Here is a 24,586-nt window from a genome sequence, read left to right on the forward strand (position 1 = left end):
TTCGGCAGGGACGCGGAGCGTCCCGGGCTGCATTCCCACGCAGAGCGTGGGAACGATCGGTATCAGCGATCAGCGAACCTTATCTTCGCGTCCACGCAACACCCTGTTAGGCATCGTAATCGCTGCCGCCAGCCCCAGCAGCGACACCGCCGCGCTGACCATCAGCAAATGCCGGAAGGTCAGCAGCAGTTCGGCGCGCAAGGCGTTCTGCGCATCCCCCGGCGCAGCGTTCAAGCCGTCGAGCAGCACATTCCCCGAACTGCCCTCGGCAAGCATCGAAGAGCCTGCCAGACGGGCGAAACTTGAGTATTGCAACAACGCCAGCAGCAGTGCTGACATCAACGCCACACCCACCGCGCCGCCCAGGGAACGGAACAGGTTGGTGGTGCTGGTGGCGACGCCGATATCCCGCTGTTCCACCGAGTTCTGCGTTCCGACCAGGGAAGTCGGGAATTGCATGCCGCTGGCGATCCCGCTGAGCAACATAAACAGACTACTGAGCACAACCGCTTGGGGAGGACTGAACGCCATACCGAGAATCGCGATCGGCATGAGCAGGGCGCCGGTCAGGATCATTGGTTTGTAGCGCCCGGTCACTGAGGTACGGCGGCCGGCGAAATAGGCGCCGATCGGCAAACCTATCGCCAGCGGCAACAGGTGTAACGCAGCGCTATCGGCCCCGGCGCCGGTAACGCTCTGAAAGCGCAGCGGCATCAGCACAATCAGCGAGATCGCCTGGAAACTGGTGAAAAAAATCGTGCACCAGCACAGAATCGCATCGCGGTTGGCGAACAAATGCATCGGCAACAACGGCTCCCGCGCCCGGCGTTCATGCCACACAAACAGCCCCAGCACCCACACCGCGCAACCGAGCAGGCCCAACACGTGTGCGCTGTGCCACGAATGGCCCTGACCGACCTGGGTGATGCCCAGCAACAAGGCGGTCAAACCGATGATCATCAGCAATATGCCTAGGTAATCGATGATCGGTTTGCGTTGTGGCACTGGCAAACCCACCAACGTTCGGTTGGCCACCAGCCAGGCACCGAGGCCCAATGGAAGATTGATCAAAAACACCCAGCGCCATGACAGGTATTCGGTCATGTAACCGCCGAGCACCGGGCCGGCCACGCTGGCCACGGCGTACATGCTGCTGAAATAGCCTTGATAGCGGCCACGTTCCCGGGGTGGAACGATGTCGCCGATGATCGCCTGGCTGACCGAAATCATCCCGCCAGCGCCGATGCCTTGAACGATCCGCGCCAGCACCAGTTGCTCCATGCTCTGGGCCATGCCGCAGAAAAATGAAGCAATCGTGAACAACCCCATGCCGAACAGCATCAACGTGCGACGACCGTACAGATCGCCCAGTTTGCCGTAGATCGGCACGGCCACCGTCATCGCCACCATGTAGCCGGAAATCACCCAGGAGGGGCCAGCGCCGATGATGGCGATTTGAGTTTTCAGCGTTTTCATTGTTTTAAGGACTCGCAAGCGCCACGCGACCAAGGCCGGTGAATTATTTTTATGGATCGAGTGCTTGCATTTTTCCCCCGCGAGTCTGTCAATTGGAGGGGAAAACTGAGCCGATACCTGTACATTCTGCCAATCGGTGCGATTATCGCCCGCCTACCCCGAGGCCTGGATTGAAGTGATGAACAAGCCTGACCTACCTTCGATTCCAGTGTTCAAGCTCTACGGTGAAAGCCTGGATTGGCCGACCCCGGACTTGCTGCACTGTGAAACTATCTCCAAACGCAGCCGCGAACATCAATGGGAAATCAAACCCCACCGCCACGCCGATTTGTGGCAGTTGCTCTTCGTATTCAAAGGTCAGGCAGAGCTTGAAATCGAAGGCAAACGTACGCAACTGACCGAGCCGGCGATCCTGGTTTTGCCGCCGTTATCGGTGCATGGCTATCGGTTTTCCGAGGACGTCGAAGGGTTTGTGGTGACCCTGGCTGCGCCGCTGGTCGCCCATCTTCAGGCGCAACTGGGCAATGCTGTGAACGCCCTGGCGCAGGCCGAAAGTTATCCGGCGGGCAAGGAAGGCGAATACCTCAACAGCCTGTTTTCAGCGCTGCAAGGCGAATACACCGGCCACCAACCGGCTCGCGAAATGCTCATGCATTCGCTGGTCAGCGTGATCATGGTGTGGGTCAGCCGCCAGGTGATTTCCCGCCGCAACGCCAGCCAGCGTCCGCAGCGTGCCCGGGAATACCTCAACGGTTTTATCCAACTGGTGGAAGAGACCTATCGCCAACACGTCAAGGTCGAGGACCTGGCCCACCGGCTGGGGATTTCCGTGTCCCACCTCAACGGCACCTGCCGTGAGCTGGCGGGACAACCGGCGTTGCAGATCATGCACGAGCGTCAGTTGCTGGAGGCCAAGCGCTTGCTGACCTACACCAGCATGACCATTTATGAGATGTCCGACGTGTTGGGGTTCTCTGATCCGACCAACTTCACGCGCCTGTTCCGACGTCGAGTGGGGATCTCGCCCAAGGCATTTCGCGACCGTTTAAAGGCCGATCAGGACAACGAAGCCTGATCCCCTTCGTCACTTGAGGGCGTTGAGGGTCGCGTTGTGGGGAATGCAGCGCTCTAAGTTGCAGCTCGCGTATTCACGGGGCATTTGCCGCAACTGCTCGACGCGCCAGGCTGCGGTGCCATACAGCGCGAGTGTGGCCGCGCAGGTGATGAAAATGGCGAGGTATCTTCTTGTTTTGATGTTCATGGCGTTGACCTCTGAACGAATACCCTTCGGTACTACTTTCAGCATAGGTCAGCGACAGTGGGTTGCCAGCGATGCTGGCTTTTGCATGTAACGCGTTATTCGGGACGATGATGCCCCCTTGTGGGAGCGAGCTTGCTCGCGATAGCGGTTGATCATTCAATAATGATGTTGACTGACCCACCGCTATCGCGAGCAAGCTCGCTCCCACATGGGTCTCCTTAAAGTCCGATATCCCACGCCGGCTCTTCCGGAAATCTGAGCACCAGAAAATCCAGCATGCTGCGCAGTGTCGCCGGCATGTGTTTGCGTGAGGCATACACCGCGTAAACATTCATTTGCCGAGGTTCGGCGTGGGGCAGCAGGCGAATCAGTTCGCCGCTGTGGATATGCACGCCGGCCTGATAACTGGGCAGCATCGCCACCCCGGCGCCGGCCATCGCCGCGCGCAACAGCGTGCTGGCTTCGTTGGCGCTGATGTTGCCCTGTACCGGCACTGACACCTGCTCACCGTCCTCCTCGAAATGCCAGAGGCTTTTGCCGAAGTAGGAGTGGGTCAGGCAATTGTGCTGGCTTAGGTCCTCGACCCGCCGTGGCGTCGGGTGCTCGAGCAGATAAGCGGGGGAGGCGCAGATCACTGAGCGGCAGACCGTCAGCCGCCGCGCAATCAGGTTCGGGTCCAGGTCGTTGCTGGTGCGAATCGCCAAATCAATGCGCTCATCCACCAGGTTCACTGTGCGATCGAGCATCTGCAGGTCGATGCTGACGCCGGGGTAATATTTGACGTAAGCGGTCATGGCATCCGCCAGTTGTGCCTGACCGAACGACGTGCTGACGCTGATCCGCAGCAGGCCGCGCGGCGCATCGTCCGGCTCGCTGACGGCGGCTTGCATGTCCGTGGACAGGTCGAGCATCTGCCGACAACGGGGCAGGATTTCACTGCCGGCGGCTGTCAGGCTCAATTTGCGCGTAGTGCGGTGCATCAGGCGAGCGCCGACCCAATCCTCCAGCTCCGCCAGATAGCGCGAAACCACTGGCCGTGACAGGTCCAGATGATCGGCGGCGGCCGACTGGCTGCCGAGATCGACCACCGTGACAAACACCCGCATTGCTTGTAGACGATCCATGATTTGACCACTTTTAGAAACAAACTATGTTCCAGCATCGCATTTTTTGTACTGAGTAACGCAACTAAGCTCTGTCCCATCGCCAAGCATGGCATTCGGACAACGGAGCAACAGATGATCGGCTTCACTTCGCTTAAACGTATTTTGCTGGCCACCGCCACCCTCGGTTTCGCCGCCCACGCAGCGGCAGCATCGACCCTGACCCTGGATGTCTACAATCCGGGCGACAAGGCGATCTTCCCGGTGACCTCGGTGTTGGTCAGCGGCGAGAAAGACGCGATTTTGGTGGACGCACAATTTGGCAAATCCCAGGCCGAACACGTGGTCGAAAAAATCCGCGCCAGCGGCAAGCAACTGACCACCATCTACATCAGCCACGGCGACCCGGATTACTACTTCGGCCTCGACACCCTGACCGCCGCATTCCCCAAAGCCAAAGTGCTCGCCTCGCAGCCGACCGTGGATCACATCAAAAAAACCGTCGACGGCAAACTGGCGTTCTGGGGCCCGAAAATGGGCACCGACGTACCGGCCAAAACCATCGTGCCGGATGTACTCAAGGGCGACAGCCTGATGCTCGAAGGGCAGAAACTGCAGGTGGTGGGTCTTGACGGCAAGCAACCGGATCGCACCTTTGTCTGGATTCCTTCGCTCAAGGCCGTGGTCGGTGGCGTCGTCGTCGCAGAAAACATTCACGTGTGGATGGCCGACACCCAGACGCCGCAGTCCCATGCCGATTGGCTGACGACGCTGCACGCCATCGAAAACTTGAAGCCGACAACCCTCGTGCCGGGTCATTACCTGGGTGAGAGCGCCCGTTCGGTGGCCGCTGTGCAGTTCACCGCCGATTACATCAAGGCTTTCGACGAAGAAACCGCCAAGGCCAAAAACGCTGCCGCGCTGATCGCCGCGATGAAAAAACGCTACCCGACACTGGGTGAAGAAAGCTCCCTGGAACTGAGCGCCAAAGTCGCCAAGGGCGAGATGAAGTGGTAACCCGATTCACCCACTCTGATCGTTCCCACGCTCTGCGTGGGAATGCCTCAACGGACGCTCCGCGTTCGGCTCTTGATGGAACGCGGAGCGTCCCGGGCTGCATCCCTACGCAGAGCGTGGGAACGATCAATACCCAAGCCAACTGGAGAACGTCATGAGCAAGATCGCAATCATTGGTGCCACCGGTCGTGCCGGCAGCCAACTGCTGGAAGAAGCCCTGCGTCGTGGTCACAGCGTTACGGCCATCGCCCGCGACACCTCGAAGATCGGCCAGCGTGCCGGTGTGGTCAGCAAAAATGTCGATGCGCTCGACGCCGAAGCCTTGCAAGCGGCAGTCGCTGGCCATGACGTGGTGATCAGCGCCGCGCACTTCACGACGCTTCCTGCCAGCGCCGTTGTCGGTCCGGTGAAAAAGGCCGGCGTGAAACGTCTGCTGGTGGTGGGCGGTGCCGGTTCGCTGTTGCTGCCGGACGGAACCCGCGTCATCGATAGCGACGGATTTGCGCAGGCGTACAAGGCAGAGGCGGGTGCAGGCGCTTTGTTTCTTGAAAACCTGCGTCAGGAAAAGGAGCTGGACTGGACCTTCCTGTCGCCGTCGGCGGAGTTTGTCGAGGGGGAGCGTACGGGGACGTTTCGGGTTGGTAAGGATGATTTGTTGGTGAGCAGTGCAGGGCGGAGCTGGATTACATTCGCCGATTATGCGATTGCGATGCTGGAAGAAGTGGAAGGGCCGAAGCATTCTCGGCAGCGGTTTGCAGTCGGGTATTGAGTTCACTGATCGTTCCCACGCTCTGCGTGGGAATGCCTCAACGGACGCTCCGCGTTCGGTTGTTGATGGGGCGCGGAGCGTCCCGGGATGCTTTCCCACGCGGAGCGTGGGAACGATCAGCGGAAACTAGCCTGCTCCACCAGCCACCTCATAAGTTCCTTCAGTTTCGGCGAAGGCCCGGGTTTCTCGGGGAAAACCAGGTAATACGCCAGCCCCGTCTTCACCTTCAAGTCAAACGGCATGACCAGCCGCCCGGCACTCAAATCATCACCAATCAACGACCAGTCCCCGATCGCCACGCCGGTCCCTTGGGACGCCATCGACATCGCCAGATCCAGTGTTTCGAAATGCTGACCCTTGCCGACATTGCTCAGGCGAATATCAGCCGTTGCCAGCCAGGCTTTCCAGTCTCGTTCATCCCGGGTCGGGTGCAGCAGCATGTGCTGCTCCAGATCCTCCGGCGTCAGCAGCGGCACCGGACCGTCGAGCAACGGCTTGGAACAGACCGGCGTCAGCTGTTCATCAAACAGGTGTTGGGACACCAATGAACTGTCCGGCGGTGCGCCGTACATCACCGCGGCATCGAACTGCTCGCGATGAAAATCCACGCCGTGTTTGACCGTGGTGGTCAGTTCCACCGGCACGTCCGGGCGCTCCCTTTGCCACTGCACCAGCCGCGGCAACAACCAGCGCATGACACACGTCGGGGCTTTGAGTTGCAGAGTTTCGCGCTTCTCGCCGATCTGCTCCACTGCCTCGTCGATCAAGCCGAAAATCTGCTGCACCCGTGGCAGCCATTCCCGTCCTTCGGCAGTCAGGTCAAGGCCCCGGGCCTGGCGGATGAACAGTTCATAACCCAGATGTTCTTCCAGCCCGGCGATCTGCCGACTCACCGCACCTTGGGTGATGTACAGCTGTTCGGCAGCCCGGGTGAAGTTGCAGCACTGCGCGGTGATCAGAAAAGTGTGCAGCGCCGGCAGGGGGGGCAGTCGTTTCATTGGGATCCAAGGTATGACGTGAGGACATGGCTAGTATGACTTTTTATCCATTGTTGCGGCTACGTGTCGCCCGTTCCAATGAGGCCATCCCTGGACCTGCCCACGCATCATAAACACTGCGCAGGCCCGGCGTCTCAAACGAACAAGAAGGGCAAAGACATGGCGACGTGCGGCGAAGTATTGGTCAAGCTACTCGAAGATTACGGGGTCGAGCAGGTGTTCGGCATTCCCGGGGTTCACACCGTGGAGCTGTACCGCGGGCTGGCCCGTTCGAGCATCAACCACGTCACCCCGCGTCACGAACAGGGCGCCGGCTTCATGGCCGACGGTTACGCTCGCACCAGCGGCAAGCCGGGTGTGTGCTTCATCATCACCGGCCCTGGCATGACCAACATCACCACTGCCATGGGCCAGGCCTACGCCGACTCAATCCCGATGCTGGTGATCTCCAGCGTGCAGTCGCGTAGCCAGTTGGGCGGCGGTCGCGGCAAGCTCCACGAGCTGCCGAACCAGAGCGCATTGGTCGGCGGTGTGGCGGCGTTCTCTCACACCTTGATGTCGGCGGCTGAATTGCCAGGCGTATTGGCCCGTGCTTTTGCCCTGTTCCAGGCCGGTCGTCCGCGCCCGGTGCACATTGAAATTCCGTTGGACGTACTGGTCGAAGAAGCCGATGACCTGCTCAGCAGTCTTCCGGTGAACATCGACCGCGCCGGTGCATCGCCGAGCGCCATCAGCCGCATGACCGCGCTGCTGGCCGGTGCCAAGCGCCCTCTGATTCTCGCCGGTGGCGGCGCCATCGATGCCGCCGCCGAGTTGACTGAGCTGGCCGAACTGCTGGACGCACCGGTGGCGCTGACCATCAACGCCAAAGGCATGCTCGAATCCAACCATCCGTTGCTGATCGGCTCGACCCAGAGCCTGGTCGCCACTCGCGCTCTGGTGGCCGAGGCCGACGTGGTATTGGCGATCGGCACCGAGCTGGCCGAGACCGATTACGACGTCACCTTCGCCGGCGGTTTTGAGATTCCTGGCGTGCTGCTGCGTGTGGACATCGACCCAGACCAGACCGTGCGCAATTACCCGCCGAAGGTCGCGTTGGTGGCCGACTCGCGCAACGCCGCCCAGGCCTTGCTGAGTGCGCTGGCGCACAAGTCGCTCGCCGAGCGCCGTAACGATTGGGGCCAAGTGCGTGCCGCACGCTTGCGCGACGAACTGGCCGCCACCTGGGATGCTCCGACCCTGGCCCAGACCCGCTTCCTGGAAACCGTTCTGCACGAATTGCCGGACGCGGTATTCGTCGGCGATTCGACCCAACCGGTGTACACCGGCAACCTGACGTTCAACCCGGAACGTCCGCGTCGCTGGTTCAACTCGTCCACCGGTTACGGCACCCTCGGTTATGCCTTGCCGGCAGCGATCGGCGCCTGGCTCGGCGGCAGCGTGGAAGCTGGCGTGCGTCCTCCGGTTGTTTGTTTGATCGGCGATGGCGGCCTGCAATTTACCCTGCCGGAACTGGCCAGCGCCGTTGAAGCACGCACCCCGGTGATCGTCCTGCTGTGGAATAACCAGGGCTACGAAGAGATCAAGAAATACATGGTCAACCGCGCCATCGAGCCGGTTGGCGTGGACATCTACACCCCGGACTTCATCGGTGTCGCCAAGGCGCTGGGCTGTGCAGCTGAAGCCATCAACGGTGTCGAACAACTGCGCAACGCACTGCGCGCCGCCGCCGATCGCCAGGGTCCGACCCTGATTGAAATCGATCAGACCCAGTGGATGAAGGCGGTGTCGAAATGACTCTCCGCATGACTTTTCCAACGGCACTGGACGGCCTGTTCATCGATGGCCAGTGGTCGGCCGGCACCGAACATTTACGCGTGATCAACCCGGCGACCGAAGCCCTGTTGACCACCGTTAAAGGTGGCGATGAGCGGGCCGTCGATCAAGCCGTCACTGCCGCGACCAACGCTTTCAAGGCATGGGCGAAAACCACCGGCGCCGAGCGCGGCGCGATCCTGCGCCGAATCGCTGCGGGCGTGCAGGCCGGTCGCGAACAGTTGATGCACTTGCAGTCGAGCAACAACGGCAAACCACTGTTCGAAGCGGCCATCGACGTCGATGACGTGATCGCCACGTTCGACTATTACGCAGGTTTAGCCGAAGGTCTCGATGCCAGGCAGGACAGCAATGTCGAGCTGCCAACCGACGATTTCAGCGCTCGTGTGCGCCGCGAACCTTGCGGCGTGGTGGGCCTGATCGTGCCGTGGAACTTCCCGATGGTCACCACCGCCTGGAAACTCGCCCCGGCCCTGGCCGCGGGTTGCTGCGTGGTGCTCAAGCCTTCCGAAGTGACGCCGCTGCCAGAACTGGAACTGGCAGCGATCATCGCCGAGGCCGGCCTGCCCAAGGGCGTGTTCAACCTGGTCTGCGGCACTGGCCTGGCCGTCGGCGCGCCGTTGTCGGCCGACCCGCGTATCGCCAAGATTTCCTTCACTGGCAGCAACGCCGTCGGCGTGCAGGTCATGCAACGCGCGGCGGAAACCGTCAAAGGCGTGAGCCTGGAACTGGGCGGTAAATCCTCGCTGTTGGTGCTCAAAGAGGCCGACATCGAACTGGCCGTGGAAGTGGCCTGTGGCGGTGGTTTCTTCAATGCCGGGCAGATGTGTTCCGCCACCAGCCGTGTGCTGGTCGCTGATGAACTGGCCGATGAATTCCTCATCCGGTTGAAGGCCCGCGCCGAAGCCATTCGCGTGGCCGACCCGTTCGACCCGAACGTGGAAATGGGCGCACTGGTCAATCAGGCGCAGTACCAGCGTGTGCTCGGGCACATCGATCGCGGTTTGAGTGCTGGCGCCAAGCTGATGTGCGGCGGCAATCGTCCGGCAGACCTGCCGCGCGGGTATTTTTTGCAGCCGACGATTTTCATCGACGTGCCCCTCGACAGTGCGCTGTGGTGTGAAGAGATCTTCGGGCCAGTGATCTGCGTGCGCAGCTTTGCCTCCGAAGCCGAGGCGATTGCCCTGGCCAACGACACCCAGTTCGGTCTGGTGGCCAGCGTCGTCACTCGCGACGCTGAAGCTGCAGATCGGGTCGCCAACGCTTTGCAGGCGGGGCTTGTGTGGATCAACGCGCCGCAGGTGATCTTCCCGCAGACCGCCTGGGGTGGCTACAAACAGAGCAGCATTGGCCGCGAGTTGGGGCCGTGGGGCTTGCAGGCTTTTCAGGAAATAAAACACGTGATTCGGGCAGTCTAACGGCTCGAAATCGGTCAGTGCATGCCTTTTGATGAGGCATGCACTGACGTCATGGCTTCAATGAATTTTTATCGATAGTCAGGTGTTTTGCACGACCTCAGGATGAACCCGTCGGTGCCGCTCTTGCCCTTTGAAACCGGGGCTTTAAGCAGATCCGACCGCGCGGATGCAACGGTTGTGACCAACCTCATACTTACAAAAACAAAGGGAGTCCTTCATGGGCGAGCATGATCTGAACAGACGTCAATTCATTAAAACCGTAGGCGTGGCGTCGGTAGCTGCGGCGGCCATGAGCATGCCCTTCATCCGGGCCAACGCCAGTGACACGCGCTTCCAGGGCAAGACCCTGCGTTTGCTGACCTGGTCCGATGACACGGGCCTTGCGGCACTGCGCAATATCGCGGCAACCTTCGAGGACAAGTACGGCTGCAAGGTCATCGCTGACCGCACTGGCAGCACCTCGGAAATGGTCGCCAAACTCAAGGCCGCGGGTGATCGTCCGCAGTACGACATCATCACCCTGGCCGGCGTCGGCGCCGAAGGTCTGGCCGCGGCCAACCTGCTGGAAAAACCCGACCTCAACCGCATCCCCAACCTGGTCGATGTACCGGAGAAATATCGCACCGGCGCCAATGGCCACGGCATCGGTTACCTGCTCTGGTGCAACAGTCTGGTCTACAGCACCCGCACCGTTAAAGAAGCGCCGGACAGCTACGCCGCCCTGTGGGACGCCGACCTGTCGCCGAACATCTTCCTGCCGCCGCCGAACTGGACCGAGGCCATGGACCTGATCATCATCGCCGCCAAACTGGCCGGTGGTGACGAACACAACATCGAACCGGGCTTCAAGAAACTCGCCGAGCTCAAGGACCGTGTAGTGACCTTGGGTGAAAACCCGAACCAGATCGCCGAACTGTTCCGCACCGGTTCCCTGGACATGGGTGGCTTGTACGCACCGGCGTTTTTCCCGAAACAGATCCGCGATCCAGCCTACGGTCTGGGCGCCACCTTCGGCATGAAGGAAGGTTTCTACACCGACTTGATGCTCTCGGTCATGCCGAAGAATCGTCCGGGCGACACCGACCTGGTCTACGCCTTCATCAACCACTCTCTGGACCCACTGGTGCAGGGCAAGATGGCTGAGGACATCTACAACGGTCCGGTCAACGCCAAGGCGATCATCTCCGCCGAAGCGCGCAAGAGCCCGTACATCCTCACGCCGGAGCAGATTGCCGAGAAGGCGATCATGCACGACAACGCCTTCCTGGCCTCCGTGCATGACCAATGGATTCGTCGTTACACGGAAATCTTTTCTTCCTGATCGAGTGACGAACACAGGATCTTCAACCACTGAAGATCCCCTGTGGGAGCGAGCTTGCTCGCGATTGCTGACTGTCATTCAACATTGATATTGACTGATACACCGCTATCGCGAGCAAGCTCGCTCCCACAGGGGCCGAAGTGATTTCAAGTCTTGTGTTTGCCAGCTGCTTTCCATTGACGAGACCTTTGCTATGGAACACCAACCTCTGACCCATCCGGTAAGCGTGGCTCCATCGCGCGCCAATCGGGGTGTTTCGCCGACGACGCGTGCCTGGTTTTTCCTCTCGCCGTCGATGTTGTTTCTGGGCGTATTGATCGCCGCCAGCCTCCTGGTCCTGCGCATGAGCGTCGGCACCAAGGGCGCGGAATGGACCGGGTTCAGCCTGGCCAGTTACGCCCAATTGCTGGAACCCTATTACCTCAAGTCCTTGCTGCTGACCCTGCGCCTGGCGCTGATCAGCGCGGTGATCGCGGTGGTGCTGGCGATTCCGGTGGCCTACACCATGTCGCGCCTGACTTCACCCTTCGTGCGACGGATCTTTCTCGCGGCGGTGCTGCTGCCCTTGCTGGTCAACCTGCTGCTGCAAAGCTACGGCTGGCTGGTAATTCTGGGACCGGGCGGGATGCTCAACCAGGCGCTGATGGGCCTGGGCCTGATCAAGCGACCGATCATGTTTCTGTACAACCAGAACGGCGTACTGATGGGCCTGGTACAAACCGCGTTCCCGTTGGCCGTGCTGCCGATTGCCAGCGCCATGCGCGGCGTCGCCCGTACCTACGAAGAAGCCGCCGCCACGTTGGGCGCCAGCCGTTTGCAGGTGTTCCGCCAAGTGGTGCTGCCGATGAGTATGCCGGGGATCATCACTGGCGCGACGTTGGTGTTCGCTTACAACGCCAGCAGCTTCGTGGTGCCTTTGCTGCTCGGTGGCCGTCGCGTGCCGATGTTGGCCGTGATGGTCCATGACCAGATCGCCCCGCTGATGAACTGGCCCGCCGCGTCTGCTGCCGGTGTGGTGTTGATTGTCACCACGCTCGCGATCATGACCTTGTCCGAATACATCACTGGCCGTCGTCGGCGCATGCTGGAGGCTTCGCAATGAGCTCTGTGATCAAGAAACGTTATGGGCTGCTGCCGGGCGAGACCGGCAAGTTTGCCGGCATCCTGTCGGGCTTCATCCTGCTGCTGGCGGTGTTGCCGATCCTGACCATGATCGTGATGTCGTTCAGCGGGGCGTCGAACCTCGACTTCCCGCCGAGCAGCTACAGCCTGCAATGGTACAAGGCTGCCTGGAACACCTTCGTGTCGCCGGATTCCAGCGACGTGCTGAGCCTCGGCAAGGCCATGACCACCAGCCTGATGGTCGCGTGCCTGACCATGGTGTTTGCGACAATTGTCGCGGTGCCGGCGGCTTATGCCCTGACCCGTTGTGAGTTCCGCGGCAAAGCCGTGGCGCTGCAACTGATGTCGTTGCCGTTGGTGTTTCCAATGGTGGTGTTGGGGCTGGCGTTGCTGCTGGTGTTCGACAGCCTGCCCTTCCAGATGACCACCTCGCGGCTGGTGATTGCTCACGTGATCCTGGCGTTACCGTTCGTGGTGAAAAACTGCACGGCGGCGATGCTGTCCATCGGCAGTGAAGTCGAAGAGGCCGCGCGGATGCTTGGCGCTTCACCGACCCGGGCGATTGTCGATGTGGTGGTGCCGCTGATGAAGTCGGGGATTCTGGCGGGCATGCTGCTGGCGTTCATCGTTTCGTTCAACGAATTCACCGTGACCTATTTCCTCTACACCATCGACGTCATGACCGTGCCGATCTGGATGTACAGCCGCACCGTGTCTTCACTCGACCCCACCGTTTTCTCGTTTGCCGTGCTGATCGTGCTGATCGACTTCGTCCTGATCTGGGCGTTGGAGAAGCTGGTCGGTGAGGGCGGCGTTTCCTTTTGATTTGAGGTGCAACATGACTGGTCTGATTCTGGAAAACGTCGAGAAACACTACGGCTCGGCCTGCGCGGTAAAAGAGGTAAACCTGCATTTGCCCGAGGGCAAACTGGTGTGTTTTCTCGGCCCTTCGGGCTGCGGCAAGACCACTCTGCTGCGAATGATTGCAGGGCTCGAAACCCTGAGTGGCGGCGAGATTCGCCTGGACGGTGAAGACATCGGCCACACCCCGGCGCATCAACGTAATTTCGGCATGGTGTTTCAATCGCTGGCGCTGTTTCCGCACATGACGGTGGGGGAGAACATCGCCTATCCGCTGAAACTGCGTGGCGTCAGCAAGGCCGATCAGCAGGCGCGAGTGGTGGAGTTGCTGCAACTGATTCAGTTGCAGGAAATGATCGACCGTCCGGTGTCGAAACTCTCCGGCGGTCAACGCCAGCGCGTGGCGATTGCCCGGGCAATTGCCAATCACCCGAAAATTCTGCTGCTCGACGAGCCGCTGTCGGCGCTGGACGCCAAGCTGCGCGAGTCGATGCAGGTGGAAATCCGTCAGCTGCAACAACGCTTGAACATCACCACCATCCTGGTGACCCACGACCAGCGTGAAGCCATGACCATGGCCGATATCGTCGTGGTGCTGGGTGAGCATCGGGTGCAGCAAGTGGGCACGCCGATTGAAATCTATCGGCACCCGGCCAATGAATTCGTCGCGGACTTTATCGGCTCAGGGAACATCTTCCCGGCCACGGCGCTGGGCAATGGGAAGATTGGGTTGCCGGGTGGCGATGCGCTGGAAGTGCCGATCTGTACCAGCATTGTGGTGGGGGAGAAAGTCAAAATGCTGATTCGCCCTGAGGATCTGCAACTGTCGCATCCGCAGGCGACGGCGGGGAATCGGTTGCTCGGTAAGGTGACGTTCGTGCGTGATATTGGCGCGACGATTGAAACCACCGTTGAGTGTTCCGGGGTGTCGTTTACGGCGTTGAGCACGCCGTGTCAGGGGTTTGGGTTGAGCATTGGCAATCCGGTGTCGGTGACGTTGCCGGCTGAGGCTTGTCGAGTGCTCAGCGCCTGATGTAAGAGGTGGGTTGATTTCACTGGCCTCTTCGCGAGCAAGTCGAAGAGGCCATTAGCCTCACCGCAAAAATCAGATCAAACCGTCAACCGCAACCGCGCCAAATCCCGGAGCGGCGGCGCGCCAAACAACCGGCTGTACTCCCGGCTGAATTGCGAAGGGCTTTCATACCCCACCCGATACCCCGCCGCCGAAGCCTCCAACCCTTCCGCCAGCATCAACCGCCGCGCTTCTTGCAGGCGCAGTTGTTTCTGATACTGCAACGGACTCATCGCCGTCATCGCCTTGAACCGGTGATGCAGCGTCGACACGCTCAAGTTCACTTCCTTCGCCAGATCATCGATGCGCAGCGGCTGTTCATAGTTGCCGTTGAGCCACTTGATCGCCTGGCTGATGCGGTGGCTCTGGCTGTTGGCGATGGCGATTTCATACAGCCGATGCCCCTGTTTGCTGCGCAACAACCGATAGAGGATCTCCCGACGAATCAGCGGCGCGAGCATGGCGATGTCTTTCGGGGTCTCCAGCAACCGGGCCAGACGCAGCACGGCGTCGAGCATGGCGGTGTCGATTTGTTCGACATACAGGCCGCGGCCGGTGGGGCGGGTCGGGACGCCCAAGGGACCGGCGTCGGCAATCAGCGCGGTGATTTCCGTTGGGTCGATGTCCAGCCGCACGGCGAGGATCGGTTCCTCGGGCGAGACGTTCAGCACACGCCCGCTCAGGGGCATCGAGACCGACACCACCAGGTAATTCAGCGGGTCGTAATTGAAGTATTCATCCGCCAGCCTGACCTCTTTGCGCCCCTGAGCCATGATGCACAAGGCCGGTTGGGCAAGTACGGGGGCGAAGTGATGAGATTGGCTATGGCGCGACATGAACAGCGAGCCGACCGCAGTGGCATAAGCGCCATCTTCCTGGGTGTTGCGGCGGATGATGGCGGCCAGTTCCGTGCGCTGTTTCTCCATGTCGGCGTCCAGCGGGGCTTGAAAATGATCGAGCGACGACATGCTGGGCATCCTCGGTGAAGCGTTGGTAATGAGCTGAGCTTAAGTTTGTGCAAGGAACGGCGGTAGACACATCCTGCCAAAAGTTTGCCTGATTCTGCACGGGGTTGAAGCATGGCGCTGCCATGGCCGCTCATGGTCGGGGAAACTTGCTTGAAAGTCGTGTTTCAGTCCTGTGACAGTATTTACACGTTGTTACAGGTGCGGGATGCCGCCTCGCAGGATTGTGCAACAAGCCGGCAGGAATCGACTAACGATGCGGCGCTCTGGCGCTTAACCTTGGATCCTGTCGCGGCCCGTCCCACGGCTGCCACTCGAGTACCTGGGAGGGTTAAACATGTCTACGCATATCCCCGTCAGTCATATGGCCTTTGTCCGTGCCCGCGCCGGGCGTTCAGCGGAGCTCGGTGCGCGCCTCAGCGCTTTGATCGAGCCGTCTCGCAGCGCACCGGGTTGCTTGAGCTTTGCCCTGCAGCATTCGCATTGCGATCCCGAGTTGTGGCTGGTGTCCGGTTTCTGGGTCAATCAACAGGCCATGACCGCTTACTTCAGCACCCCGGCCATGGATATTTTTGCCGAGCTGGTCCAAGAGTTGGTGGTCAACAGCCTGGATTTCCATACCTTCAAGGACGTGTCGGCCGACCAGGCGCTGGGTCAGTCCCAGTCGTGGGTACACAAAATGGCGGGTTGAGGGTTTAATGGCTCAACTCTCAATTAGCCAGGATCCGCGCCATGGCACGCAAAGCCTTTGAAACCTTCGAAGCCGTATCTGCCGTAGTACCTCGTGAAGGCGGTTATTACGCCGCAATCGCCACCAAAGCCATCGGTGGGTCGGGTGCGCCGCGCTTTCATAAGCTGCTCGAAGAGCAAACCTTCAAAACTGCCCGCGATGCCGATGAAGCCGCCGCGCTGGAGCTGACACGCCTCAAAGGCGTCGGCGAAGACGGCGACCTGATCTGGTAATTACCTTTTCGCCCCCGGCCGATACATCTTGAACAACGCCTCTGGCCCCAGCTGGAAATAATCCGCTGGCCCGCCGCCGCGCAGAATCGGTTCTGCCGCGGCGGTGTCGTACACGCCATCTTTCAATAGCCACTTGGCGATATGCACGGCGACCACTTCGCCGAGAATCAGCCAGCTCGGCACCACATCGCCGTCCGCCCGCTGCAACTGAATGATCTGCGTGACCTTGCACTCGAAGGACACCGGGCTTTCAGCAACCCGTGGCACCTGAATGATTTTCGACGCTGCCGGCGTCAGCCCGGACAGTTCGAACTCATTGACCTCAGGCGCGACCATGGCACAGCTCTGGTTCATTTGCTCGGCCAGCGGACGGGTCGCCAGGTTCCAGGCAAACTCGCCGGTCTGTTCGATGTTGTTCAGGCTGTCTTTGCGCCCGACACTGGAAAAGCCAATGATCGGTGGAATGTAGTTGAACGCGTTGAAGAAGCTGTAAGGCGCCAGGTTCAAGCGGCCATTGGCATCCTGAGAGGAAATCCAGCCAATGGGACGCGGGCCGACGATGGCGTTGAACGGGTCATGCGGCAAGCCGTGGCCGTTGGCGGGTTCGTAGAAGTGGATGTCGTCGGGCATGGCGTAAATTCCTGGGATTTTCGGGAGACGGACATGGTGCAAGGACGAGCGGATAATTTCCAGCGATGCGGTTCAAACGTGGGAGCGAGCAGGCTCGCTCCCACAGGTGTCGGGGCAATGAAAAGGGGCAGACCCGTTAAGGTCTGCCCCTTTTTTATTGCGCGGATTGACTCAGTCCGTCTCGATCCGCGAATGCTTGCGGGTGTCTTTCATGGTCACGTAGACCACCAACGACACGGCGATGCACGCAGTGACATACCAGTAGTACCCAGTTTCCATGCCGATGCTCTTGAACCACAGCGCGATGTATTCGGCGGTGCCGCCGAAGATCGACACGGTCAGCGCATACGGCAAACCAACGCCCAGTGCACGAATCTCGGTCGGGAACAGTTCGGCTTTGACCACCGCGTTGATCGAGGTGTAGCCGCTGACGATGATCAGCGCCGCCATGATCAGGAAGAACGCGCCCCACCACGTCTGGATGGTGTGCAGGGTGGTCAGGATCGGCACGGTGAACAGCGTTCCGAGAACACCGAAGGCAATCAGGATTGGCCGGCGACCGACTTTATCCGAGAGCCCGCCAATGATCGGTTGCAGGCACATGAACAGGAACAGCGTCGCCGCCGAAATAGTGGTGGAGTCGGAGATGCTCATGCCGACGGTGTTCACCAGGTATTTCTGCATGTACGTGGTGTAGGTGTAGAACGCCAGCGTACCGCCCATGGTCAGGCCAACCACGGTCATCAGTTCCTTCGGATGACGCATCAAGGTGCGCATCGCGCTTTCCTTGGCCTTCTCTTTCCTGGTGAACGACTCGGTTTCTTCCATGCCGCGACGCAGGTAGAGCGCGACCACGGCACACAGCGCGCCGATGGCGAACGGGATACGCCAGCCCCAGGCGTACAGCTCTTCGGTGGTCAGGGTTTGTTGCAGCACGATCAACACTGCCAGGGCGATGAGCTGACCGGAAATCAGGGTCACGTACTGGAAGCTGGAGTAGAAGCCGCGACGTTCCTTGGTCGCCATCTCGCTGAGGTACGTCGCCGAGGTGCCGTACTCGCCACCGACCGACAGGCCTTGCAGCAAACGGGCGAATATCAGCAGGATCGGTGCGCCGATGCCAATGGTTTCATAACCCGGGCTCAGGGCGATCAGCAGCGAGCCGAAACACATCAGGTACACCGAAGCCATCAGCGCTTTCTTGCGACCGGCGCGGTCCGCGTAGAGGCCCATCAGCCAGCCACCGATCGGGCGCATCAGGAAGCCCACGGCGAAGATCGCAGCAGTGTTCAGCAGTTGCGCGGTGGTGTCGCCTTTGGGGAAAAAGGCTTTGGCGAAGTACAGGGAGAACGCGGCGTAGACGTACCAGTCGTACCACTCGACCATGTTGCCGACAGAGCCGCTGAAGATCGATTTGATGCGACTGGCAGTGGTTCTTTCTTTGGCAGACGAAGCTGTCGACCCAAGAGGCAGGGTTTGTGAGTTATCCATGACGGATCCTTCATTTAATTGTTTTTGTGGAGCGCGTTGAAACGCAGCCTGCTTGGGCTATAGCAGGAGCTGTGCCATATCGAAGAGGGCCGGTTTAGAGGGGGGGTGAAGCTCAAGTGAGCGGAAATCCGCTTATGGTGCGTAGGGTGACAAGCGGATTTTCGCCGAACCTGATCGTTCCCACGCTCTGCGTGGGAATGCAGCCCGGGACGCTCTGCGTCCCAAAAGCCGAACGCGGAGCGTCCGTTAAGGCATTCCTTTGCTGCGCGTGGGAACGATCATTCGCCGAGGAACATCTCGCGATTAAGCCCATGCCGCTGCATCTTTTCGTTAAAGGTCCGGCGCGGCAGTTGCAGCTCCTCCAACACCGCTTTCACATCGCCTTTATGCCGAGTCAACGCCGCGCGTAAACAATGCGATTCAAACGCTTCCTGCTGCGCCGCCAGCGACTGCCCGGGATCAATTCCCATCGGTTCCGGCTCGCCCAGTCCCAACACCTGACGTTCGGCAACGTTCGCCAGTTCGCGCACATTCCCCGGCCAGTCGTGGCTCAGCAGATGGCTCAACTGCGGACCACTCAGCGGTGGAAAGCTGCGCCCCAAACGCTCGGCTGCGTTCTGCGCAAACGACTCGAACAACAACGGAATGTCTTCCCGCCGCTCGCGCAACGGCGGCAGCCGCAACTCGGCCACGTTCAACCGGTAGGCCAGATCCTCGCGAAAGCGTCCGGCCCGGGCTTCGTCCAGCAAGTCGGGTTTGGTCGCGGCGATGATTCGCAAATCCACGCGGATGCTTTGATTCGAGCCCAACCGCTCCAGTTTCTGCTCCTGCAACACCCGCAACAATTTCACCTGCTGGGCCAGCGGCATGCTTTCGATCTCATCGAGAAACAGCGTGCCGCCATCGGCGTATTCGAGCTTGCCGATGCGTTTGCCCGACGCGCCGGTGAACGCGCCGCTCTCATGGCCAAACAACTCGGCCTCGAACAGCTGCTCAGGAATTGCCGCGCAATTGAGTGCCACAAACGGTTTGTCGGCGCGTGGCCCGAAATCATGCAGGCAACGGGCAACCAGCTCCTTGCCGCTGCCGGTTTCACCGCGAATCAACACATTGACCGGCAGCGTCGCCAGGTCCAGCACTTGCCGGCGCAGCGTCTGCAAACCACGGGACACGCCCAGCAGCGTCGCATCGAGTTTGGCGCGGTTGTCCGCCTGCTCGTGCAAGGCGCGGTTTTCCAGCACCAGCCGACGCTTGTCCAGCGCGCGGCGCAGACTGCCGAGCAGGGTTTCGGGGCTGAAGGGTTTTTCGAGGAAGTCATAGGCGCCATCGCGCATGGCGTCGACCGCCATCGGCACATCGCCGTGACCGGTCAGTAGAATCACCGGCAAGTCGGCATCGCGGCGCTGAACCTCGGCCAGCAGTTCCAGGCCGGTCATGCCGGGCATGCGCACGTCGCTGAGGATCACGCCGGGGAAATGCTTGGGCAGTTGCGCCAGGCATTCATCGGCGCGGCTGAACAACTGCACCTCGAACCCCGACAGGCTCAGCCATTGTTCGACGGCGCTGCGAATACTGCTTTCGTCGTCGACCACCATCACTGAATTCAGCATGAACCAGGCGCCTCCAGGTCGATGGGTAACGTCACGGTGAACACCGCGCCGTTTGCATGATTGTCGGCGCTCAGGCGTCCACCCGATTCATGAACGATGGCAAAGGATACGGCCAGCCCGAGGCCCAGGCCATCACCCACCGGTTTGGTGGTGAAGAACGGATCAAACACGTTCGCCAAGTGCTCTTCGGCAATGCCGCCACCGTTGTCGGCGACGGTCAGGCGCCAGAGTTGATCGTCGGCTTCTAGACGGATTTCCAGGCGTTTGCAGAGTTTGTCCTGCATGGCGTCCAGGGCATTGCGCAGCAAATTGATCAGCACCTGTTCCAGACGAATCGCGTCGCCACGCACCCACGCCGGGCGCGTCAGGTGCAGCACCGTGCTGACCTGTTCATCGCGCAACCGTGTGTCGAGCAGTTGCAACGATTGGTCGACCACTGCCGCCAAGTCCAGGCGTTCGCGTAAACCGCTGGGGCTTTTGCGGGCGAAGGTTTTCAGGTGACCGGTGAGGGCGGCCATGCGCGTCAGCATGTCATCCACCGGCCTGAGCGCCTTGTAGGCGTCGTCGACCCGGCCGTGATCGAGCAACAGCCTCAGAGTAGCAAGCTGCATACGCTGGGCGGTCAACGGTTGGTTGATTTCATGGGCCAGCGCGGCAGACATCTGGCCGAGTGCGGCGAGTTTGGCCGATTGCACCAGACCGTCTTGAGCGGTGCGCAGGTCGCGAGTGCGTTCTTCCACCAGTTGTTCGAGCTCTTCGCGACTGCGCTGGCGCAGCTTGGCCAAACGCCAGCGCTGATTGAGAAACAGCAACAGAAACACCACCGCCAGCCACAGCCCGGCAGCGGCGAGCCCGGCGTTGCGACTGTCTTCGAACGCGACTTGCGGGCGGCGCAGCAGATGCAACGTCCAGCCTTCAGTGCTCAGCGGCAGTGATTCCCACAGGTAATTCGCGGTCCCGTCAGGACCCACGACCCGCGTCAGATCACTGTTGTAGTCGAAGCGCCGAACCGATTGATACTCGAGCGGTGTCAGCGGTTGTTTGTCGTATTGGCGGGTAGCCTTGAGTTCGGCGTGATCGCTGTCACCCAGCGGCTTCAACAAGCGATAGCGCCAGCCCGGCTGGTTGGCGATGAAGATAATCCCGCGCGCATCACTGACCAGCAGGGTGTCGCTGCCCTGACGCCACTCGCGCTCCAGTTCCGGAAACTCGAGTTTCACCACCATCGCGCCGAGGAACTGCCCGTTGTCATCGGTGACCGCGCTGGACAGGAAGTATCCGGGAATCCCGCTCGTCACGCCCACCGCGTAAAAGCGCCCGGTGCCCTGGGTGCGGGTCTGGCTGAAGTAGGGGCGAAAGCCGTAATTGTGGCCGACATAACTGCTGGGCAAACGCCAGTTGCTCGCCGCCACGGCAAGGCCGGTGTGATCGAGCAGTTCCAGGGTCGAGGATTTGGCTGCACCGTTGATTTTTTCCAGTTTCAGATTAAGCGCCGCTTGCTGTTCGGCGTCGACAGGGCCGGCCAGCGCCGAACGCAACTGCGGATCGAGCGCCAGCACGGCGGGCAGGGCGCGGTAGCGGTCGATCAGGGTGTGCAGGGACGTTGCGTACAGCGCCAATTGTTGATTGGCACGGGCAGCGTCTTCCACCAGGGCCTGACGCTCGGCGTGACGGATGGCCAGGGTTGCGGCGAGGGCCGTACCGGCAGTGATCAGCAGGCTAAAGAGCACCAGCCGTAAGGAGCGTGAGGTCGCGAACATGCTATGGCAAATATAGGTAATCGGGCGGGCACGATAGCATGGGTCAGAACGGGTTTGAGAGCTTGTGCAGTAAGGGTTACACCGCAGTGAATTTTTTGGACTTTGAATAAAGCACGGTTCTCAGATCGTTCAGTATATTCACCCGTTTTTTACTTTTCTCTCCGATCCGTTCCATGTTGTAGCCGAGCACTTCCTGGCGATTATATTCCTTGGCCATATTCAGTAACCGGGTTGTTCCCCGTTCTACTGTTTCAATCAGGCTGATGATGTTGCTATCGAGCGCGTTGAACTGGTCTTCGCTCAGATCTTTTCCCCCGTCGTTTACTTCTTGGAATATGTCTTTGACTTTGAAAACGGTCCCCAAGGCAGTGCCTGCGTAAGGCACTTTTTTCAATCCAAAGGTCGCAGCTTCTTTAGCCAGGTTTTCTCTTCCTTCTTTGTTGGTAGGCAGCCACTTGGACGCCTTGTCGGCGAGATAACGATCCGAACTTTCCGAATTGATTTTGGCTAAAACCTTCGTTGGGTTCAGGAGGTTTGATTGCAGACTGACCGACGAGCTCATTCCGGATTTTTTGCCAACGTATTCCGTCGCCAGGCTAACTACCTTGCCGGTGGCCAAGCCTACTGCTGCTCCAATCACCATGCCAGGAGGGCCTGCAGGTGTGCCTAGCAGCGCGCCGACACCCATGCTGGCAGCGATGGATACACCTTGTCCCGCCAGGAAAAACCCCGTTCGATGGGCCGCGGATTTGCCATGCTCTGCGGCTGATCGATGATTGAGGACTTGCTGCTCGGTGTCACGTACACCTAGCGAGATCGCATCGAGTAGTTCCAGGTGTCTCCATATCTTCAGATCAAATGTGCCGCGTGGATCACCATTGGCGAACGAAGCCTTGATTTGTTCGGGGATCGCGAACGGCACCCTGATGCCACCCTGATGATCAACATAGCTCAGCGGATTGTTCCCCACAAACACATACAGATTCAGCCCGTCCACATCTCCAGCGGGATCGGCGCTGATCCAGCGTTGCAACCACGGTGCGTAATACCGCGCGCCGTAGAAGTACAACCCGCTGACATCCATCTCCTTGCCCGAGTAACGGATGAACGTGTAAGCCACTTCGATCTGCGAACGCACCGCCATCCACGCCGTAGCGCCGAACGGGTAATAACCTTCGTGGCTGATCATCTGCGCCTGTTGATCGAGCTCCATCACGCAGGAACCCAAGTGGTCGTCCAGTGTGTAGCGCAATTGATCGTTGTCGATACCGGCCGGTTTACCCGTCACCCAATGCAGACAACGGGCGCTGCCGAAGCCGCCGGCGAGGGTGATGACGTGAAGTTCTTCGCCGTTGTCACGAGTGCGGATTTCCAGCCCCGGCAGATAGCGCACTTCGTGGAAATGGCTGGTCGCCGACGTGTGGGTTTCTTGGCGTTTGAAGACCCGTGCACCCTGGCTGTAGCGGTAATGCTCTGCGTCATCAGGGTCGCTGCCGCCGCGATCGATCAATGTCACCGATGCCAGTTGATCGCGAGCGTTCCACTGCATGCCTTGCCCCGGCTGCAACGCCTGAAGGTTGCCGTGGGGGTCGAACAATCTGTCGAATTGCGGGTCGGGATCGCCTTCGGTCCAGCGCACGCCGCGATTGCTGACCGGATCGATGACCATTTGGCGAGTATGGTTGGCGCCTTCGCGCGCATGGCGAAGCTCGATCAGGTTGCCGCCGTGATCGTATCTGTAGGTTTGCGTATAGTTGCGCCGGTCGTTGGGGTCGGTCGGCTGTGGCAGGCCCGGAACGTCCGAGGGTGGGGCATCGTCGTAGCCGCTGGCGGTGTGCAGCCGGTACAGCGAGTCATAAGTAAATTCGCGGTGGCCATCGACCCGCTGGTTGGCGAAAAACGTCGGTGTGAAGACGTGGTCGAGAATGCGGGTGATGTTGCCTACCCGGTCGTAGAAATATTCGAAGTTTTGCAGCGCCGGCTCGGCGGTTTTTTGCGCTCGCTGCGTGGACAGGCGCCCATCGGCCGGATCGTAGGTCCAGGTGCTGAACACGTCATTGCCGGCGCGTTGCTCGGTGATCTGACCAGTGGCGTTGTACTGCGCGTGTTTCAGAACTGGCTGCCAGTTCAAGCTTCCTTTTATCCGCAGCTGAACCTGCTTGAGCTGCCCGGCAATGTCGTAACGCAATTGCTGCAGGTGATCACCGACATCGGTCTGGCTCAACACCGTGCCGAGCGGGCTGTAAATTCGGCTGCTGCGGTAGGGCTCGCCCTCAAGGGTTCGGGTTTCGCGCAGTGGTTGCCCCAGCAGGCTGTAGCTGTCGAGCCACAAGGTGCCGGAGCGGTCGAGCTGTTCGGTCAGCTGGCCGCGCAGGTTGTGGGCGGGATCGGCCGAGGCGTCCGCATAGATAAAGGTTTCGACGTTTGGCTGGCCGTTTTCCTCGATGGCAATCGGGCGTAACTGAGGGTCGTAGGTGGTGCGCCAATGACTGCCGCGTTGGTCCCAACGCTGAAGCGCTTCCCCGGCCGGCCCCGGCAGGCTCAGGCGCCAGCCGGCATCGACGCTGTCGACTTTCAAGGGTACGCCGCCCAACCCGTAAACGGTGGCGAGGTTGGGTTTGGGCGCGCTGGCGAACAGGCGCGGATCCCATTGCTCGGCCAATCGACCGGCAGCGTCATGCAACTGGCGATTGACGAGGCCCTCCACAGCACCGCCATCGACCTCGCGCAAATAATCCACTTGCCGGACGGGCAAACCGCGACTGTCGTTGACGAACAGTGTCGGCGTATGGTGGTGCAGGGACGCAACACCGCGCAGTAGCCTGCCGTTATTGTCATTGGCGCTGACATCAAAAGAGCGCACCTGCCTGGAGCCAGTCATAGCAATTCCCTTCAACCCTGTTTCGCTCGAAG

21 protein-coding genes are annotated in these 24,586 nt (G+C 60.2%); 11 read left to right on the forward strand and 10 right to left on the reverse strand.

Translation table 11 applies throughout. The annotated features are described in order from the left end of the window. Positions 1 to 69 precede the first annotated feature (69 nt). Positions 70 to 1,476, reverse strand: coding sequence for an MDR family MFS transporter (locus ACYZTR_RS06860; RefSeq protein WP_461977505.1), 1,407 nt, complete (start codon positions 1,474 to 1,476; stop codon positions 70 to 72). A 178-nt stretch (positions 1,477 to 1,654) separates the two neighbouring features. Here ACYZTR_RS06860 and ACYZTR_RS06865 point away from each other — a divergent pair, with 178 nt between their 5' ends. Next, entirely contained in the window at positions 1,655 to 2,551 is an 897-nt protein-coding gene (locus tag ACYZTR_RS06865) for a helix-turn-helix domain-containing protein (protein WP_461977507.1), read from the forward strand. Positions 2,552 to 2,560: 9 nt separating this feature from the next. Here ACYZTR_RS06865 and ACYZTR_RS06870 read toward each other — a convergent pair whose 3' ends face one another. After that, positions 2,561 to 2,737: a hypothetical protein gene (locus tag ACYZTR_RS06870; RefSeq protein ID WP_461977509.1), complete on the reverse strand. Its 177-nt coding sequence runs from the start codon at positions 2,735 to 2,737 to the stop codon at positions 2,561 to 2,563. A gap of 218 nt (positions 2,738 to 2,955) precedes the next feature. Then, positions 2,956 to 3,861, reverse strand: coding sequence for a LysR family transcriptional regulator (locus tag ACYZTR_RS06875; RefSeq protein WP_461977510.1), 906 nt, complete (start codon positions 3,859 to 3,861; stop codon positions 2,956 to 2,958). A gap of 114 nt (positions 3,862 to 3,975) precedes the next feature. Between ACYZTR_RS06875 and ACYZTR_RS06880 the strand changes: the two genes are divergently transcribed. Both ACYZTR_RS06880 and ACYZTR_RS06885 read left to right on the forward strand, forming a co-directional pair. Further along, positions 3,976 to 4,857, forward strand: a complete 882-nt coding sequence (locus ACYZTR_RS06880; RefSeq protein ID WP_461977512.1) for an MBL fold metallo-hydrolase — start codon at positions 3,976 to 3,978, stop codon at positions 4,855 to 4,857. Between the two features lie 154 nt (positions 4,858 to 5,011). Further along, complete coding sequence (locus tag ACYZTR_RS06885) at positions 5,012 to 5,626, forward strand: NAD(P)-dependent oxidoreductase (protein ID WP_461977514.1); 615 nt, start codon at positions 5,012 to 5,014, stop codon at positions 5,624 to 5,626. A 116-nt stretch (positions 5,627 to 5,742) separates the two neighbouring features. Here the strand turns inward: ACYZTR_RS06885 and ACYZTR_RS06890 are convergent, their stop codons facing one another. After that, entirely contained in the window at positions 5,743 to 6,624 is an 882-nt protein-coding gene (locus tag ACYZTR_RS06890) for a LysR substrate-binding domain-containing protein (protein ID WP_461977516.1), read from the reverse strand. A gap of 159 nt (positions 6,625 to 6,783) precedes the next feature. Between ACYZTR_RS06890 and ACYZTR_RS06895 the strand changes: the two genes are divergently transcribed. The 6 genes from ACYZTR_RS06895 (at position 6,784) to ACYZTR_RS06920 (ending at position 14,215) form a co-directional block, all read left to right on the forward strand. After that, positions 6,784 to 8,421, forward strand: a complete 1,638-nt coding sequence (locus ACYZTR_RS06895; RefSeq protein ID WP_461977518.1) for a 5-guanidino-2-oxopentanoate decarboxylase — start codon at positions 6,784 to 6,786, stop codon at positions 8,419 to 8,421. Positions 8,422 to 8,429: 8 nt separating this feature from the next. After that, positions 8,430 to 9,878, forward strand: coding sequence for an aldehyde dehydrogenase family protein (locus tag ACYZTR_RS06900; RefSeq protein WP_461977520.1), 1,449 nt, complete (start codon positions 8,430 to 8,432; stop codon positions 9,876 to 9,878). Between the two features lie 217 nt (positions 9,879 to 10,095). Further along, positions 10,096 to 11,199 carry an extracellular solute-binding protein gene (locus tag ACYZTR_RS06905; protein WP_282375418.1) on the forward strand — a complete coding sequence of 368 codons (1,104 nt, stop codon included), beginning with the start codon at positions 10,096 to 10,098 and terminating at the stop codon, positions 11,197 to 11,199. A gap of 193 nt (positions 11,200 to 11,392) precedes the next feature. Further along, positions 11,393 to 12,301: an ABC transporter permease gene (locus tag ACYZTR_RS06910; RefSeq protein ID WP_461977522.1), complete on the forward strand. Its 909-nt coding sequence runs from the start codon at positions 11,393 to 11,395 to the stop codon at positions 12,299 to 12,301. Then, positions 12,298 to 13,146, forward strand: a complete 849-nt coding sequence (locus ACYZTR_RS06915) for an ABC transporter permease (protein ID WP_461977524.1) — start codon at positions 12,298 to 12,300, stop codon at positions 13,144 to 13,146. Before ACYZTR_RS06910 ends, ACYZTR_RS06915 begins: the two co-directional genes overlap by 4 nt. A gap of 13 nt (positions 13,147 to 13,159) precedes the next feature. After that, positions 13,160 to 14,215 (forward strand): ABC transporter ATP-binding protein, encoded by a 1,056-nt coding sequence (locus ACYZTR_RS06920; RefSeq protein WP_461977526.1) that lies wholly within the window; start codon positions 13,160 to 13,162, stop codon positions 14,213 to 14,215. Positions 14,216 to 14,292: 77 nt separating this feature from the next. Here the strand turns inward: ACYZTR_RS06920 and ACYZTR_RS06925 are convergent, their stop codons facing one another. Then, a complete protein-coding gene (locus ACYZTR_RS06925; RefSeq protein WP_461977528.1) occupies positions 14,293 to 15,222 on the reverse strand; it encodes an AraC family transcriptional regulator in 930 nt (309 codons plus the stop codon). A 334-nt stretch (positions 15,223 to 15,556) separates the two neighbouring features. Between ACYZTR_RS06925 and ACYZTR_RS06930 the strand changes: the two genes are divergently transcribed. Both ACYZTR_RS06930 and ACYZTR_RS06935 read left to right on the forward strand, forming a co-directional pair. Then, complete coding sequence (locus tag ACYZTR_RS06930; protein WP_461977530.1) at positions 15,557 to 15,910, forward strand: putative quinol monooxygenase; 354 nt, start codon at positions 15,557 to 15,559, stop codon at positions 15,908 to 15,910. Positions 15,911 to 15,951: 41 nt separating this feature from the next. Beyond that, on the forward strand, positions 15,952 to 16,182 hold the full coding sequence (locus ACYZTR_RS06935; RefSeq protein ID WP_461977532.1) for a hypothetical protein: 231 nt from the start codon (positions 15,952 to 15,954) through the stop codon (positions 16,180 to 16,182). On the opposite strand, the gene ACYZTR_RS06940 is transcribed toward ACYZTR_RS06935, so the two are convergent. The 5 genes from ACYZTR_RS06940 to ACYZTR_RS06960 all read right to left on the reverse strand — a co-directional run bounded on the left by ACYZTR_RS06940 (position 16,183) and on the right by ACYZTR_RS06960 (position 24,554). Next, positions 16,183 to 16,812, reverse strand: a complete 630-nt coding sequence (locus tag ACYZTR_RS06940) for a flavin reductase family protein (RefSeq protein ID WP_461977534.1) — start codon at positions 16,810 to 16,812, stop codon at positions 16,183 to 16,185. Between the two features lie 171 nt (positions 16,813 to 16,983). Next, positions 16,984 to 18,303 carry an MFS transporter gene (locus ACYZTR_RS06945; RefSeq protein WP_461977536.1) on the reverse strand — a complete coding sequence of 440 codons (1,320 nt, stop codon included), beginning with the start codon at positions 18,301 to 18,303 and terminating at the stop codon, positions 16,984 to 16,986. 278 nt (positions 18,304 to 18,581) lie between these two features. Next, positions 18,582 to 19,913: a sigma-54-dependent transcriptional regulator gene (locus ACYZTR_RS06950; protein ID WP_461977538.1), complete on the reverse strand. Its 1,332-nt coding sequence runs from the start codon at positions 19,911 to 19,913 to the stop codon at positions 18,582 to 18,584. Continuing rightward, a complete protein-coding gene (locus tag ACYZTR_RS06955) occupies positions 19,907 to 21,673 on the reverse strand; it encodes a sensor histidine kinase (RefSeq protein WP_461977540.1) in 1,767 nt (588 codons plus the stop codon). The genes ACYZTR_RS06950 and ACYZTR_RS06955 overlap by 7 nt, the downstream gene beginning before the upstream one ends. Before the next feature lie 76 nt (positions 21,674 to 21,749). Further along, positions 21,750 to 24,554, reverse strand: coding sequence for an RHS repeat-associated core domain-containing protein (locus ACYZTR_RS06960; protein ID WP_461977542.1), 2,805 nt, complete (start codon positions 24,552 to 24,554; stop codon positions 21,750 to 21,752). Positions 24,555 to 24,586 lie beyond the last annotated feature (32 nt).

It is taken from the genome of Pseudomonas sp. Hz4 (assembly GCF_054898165.1).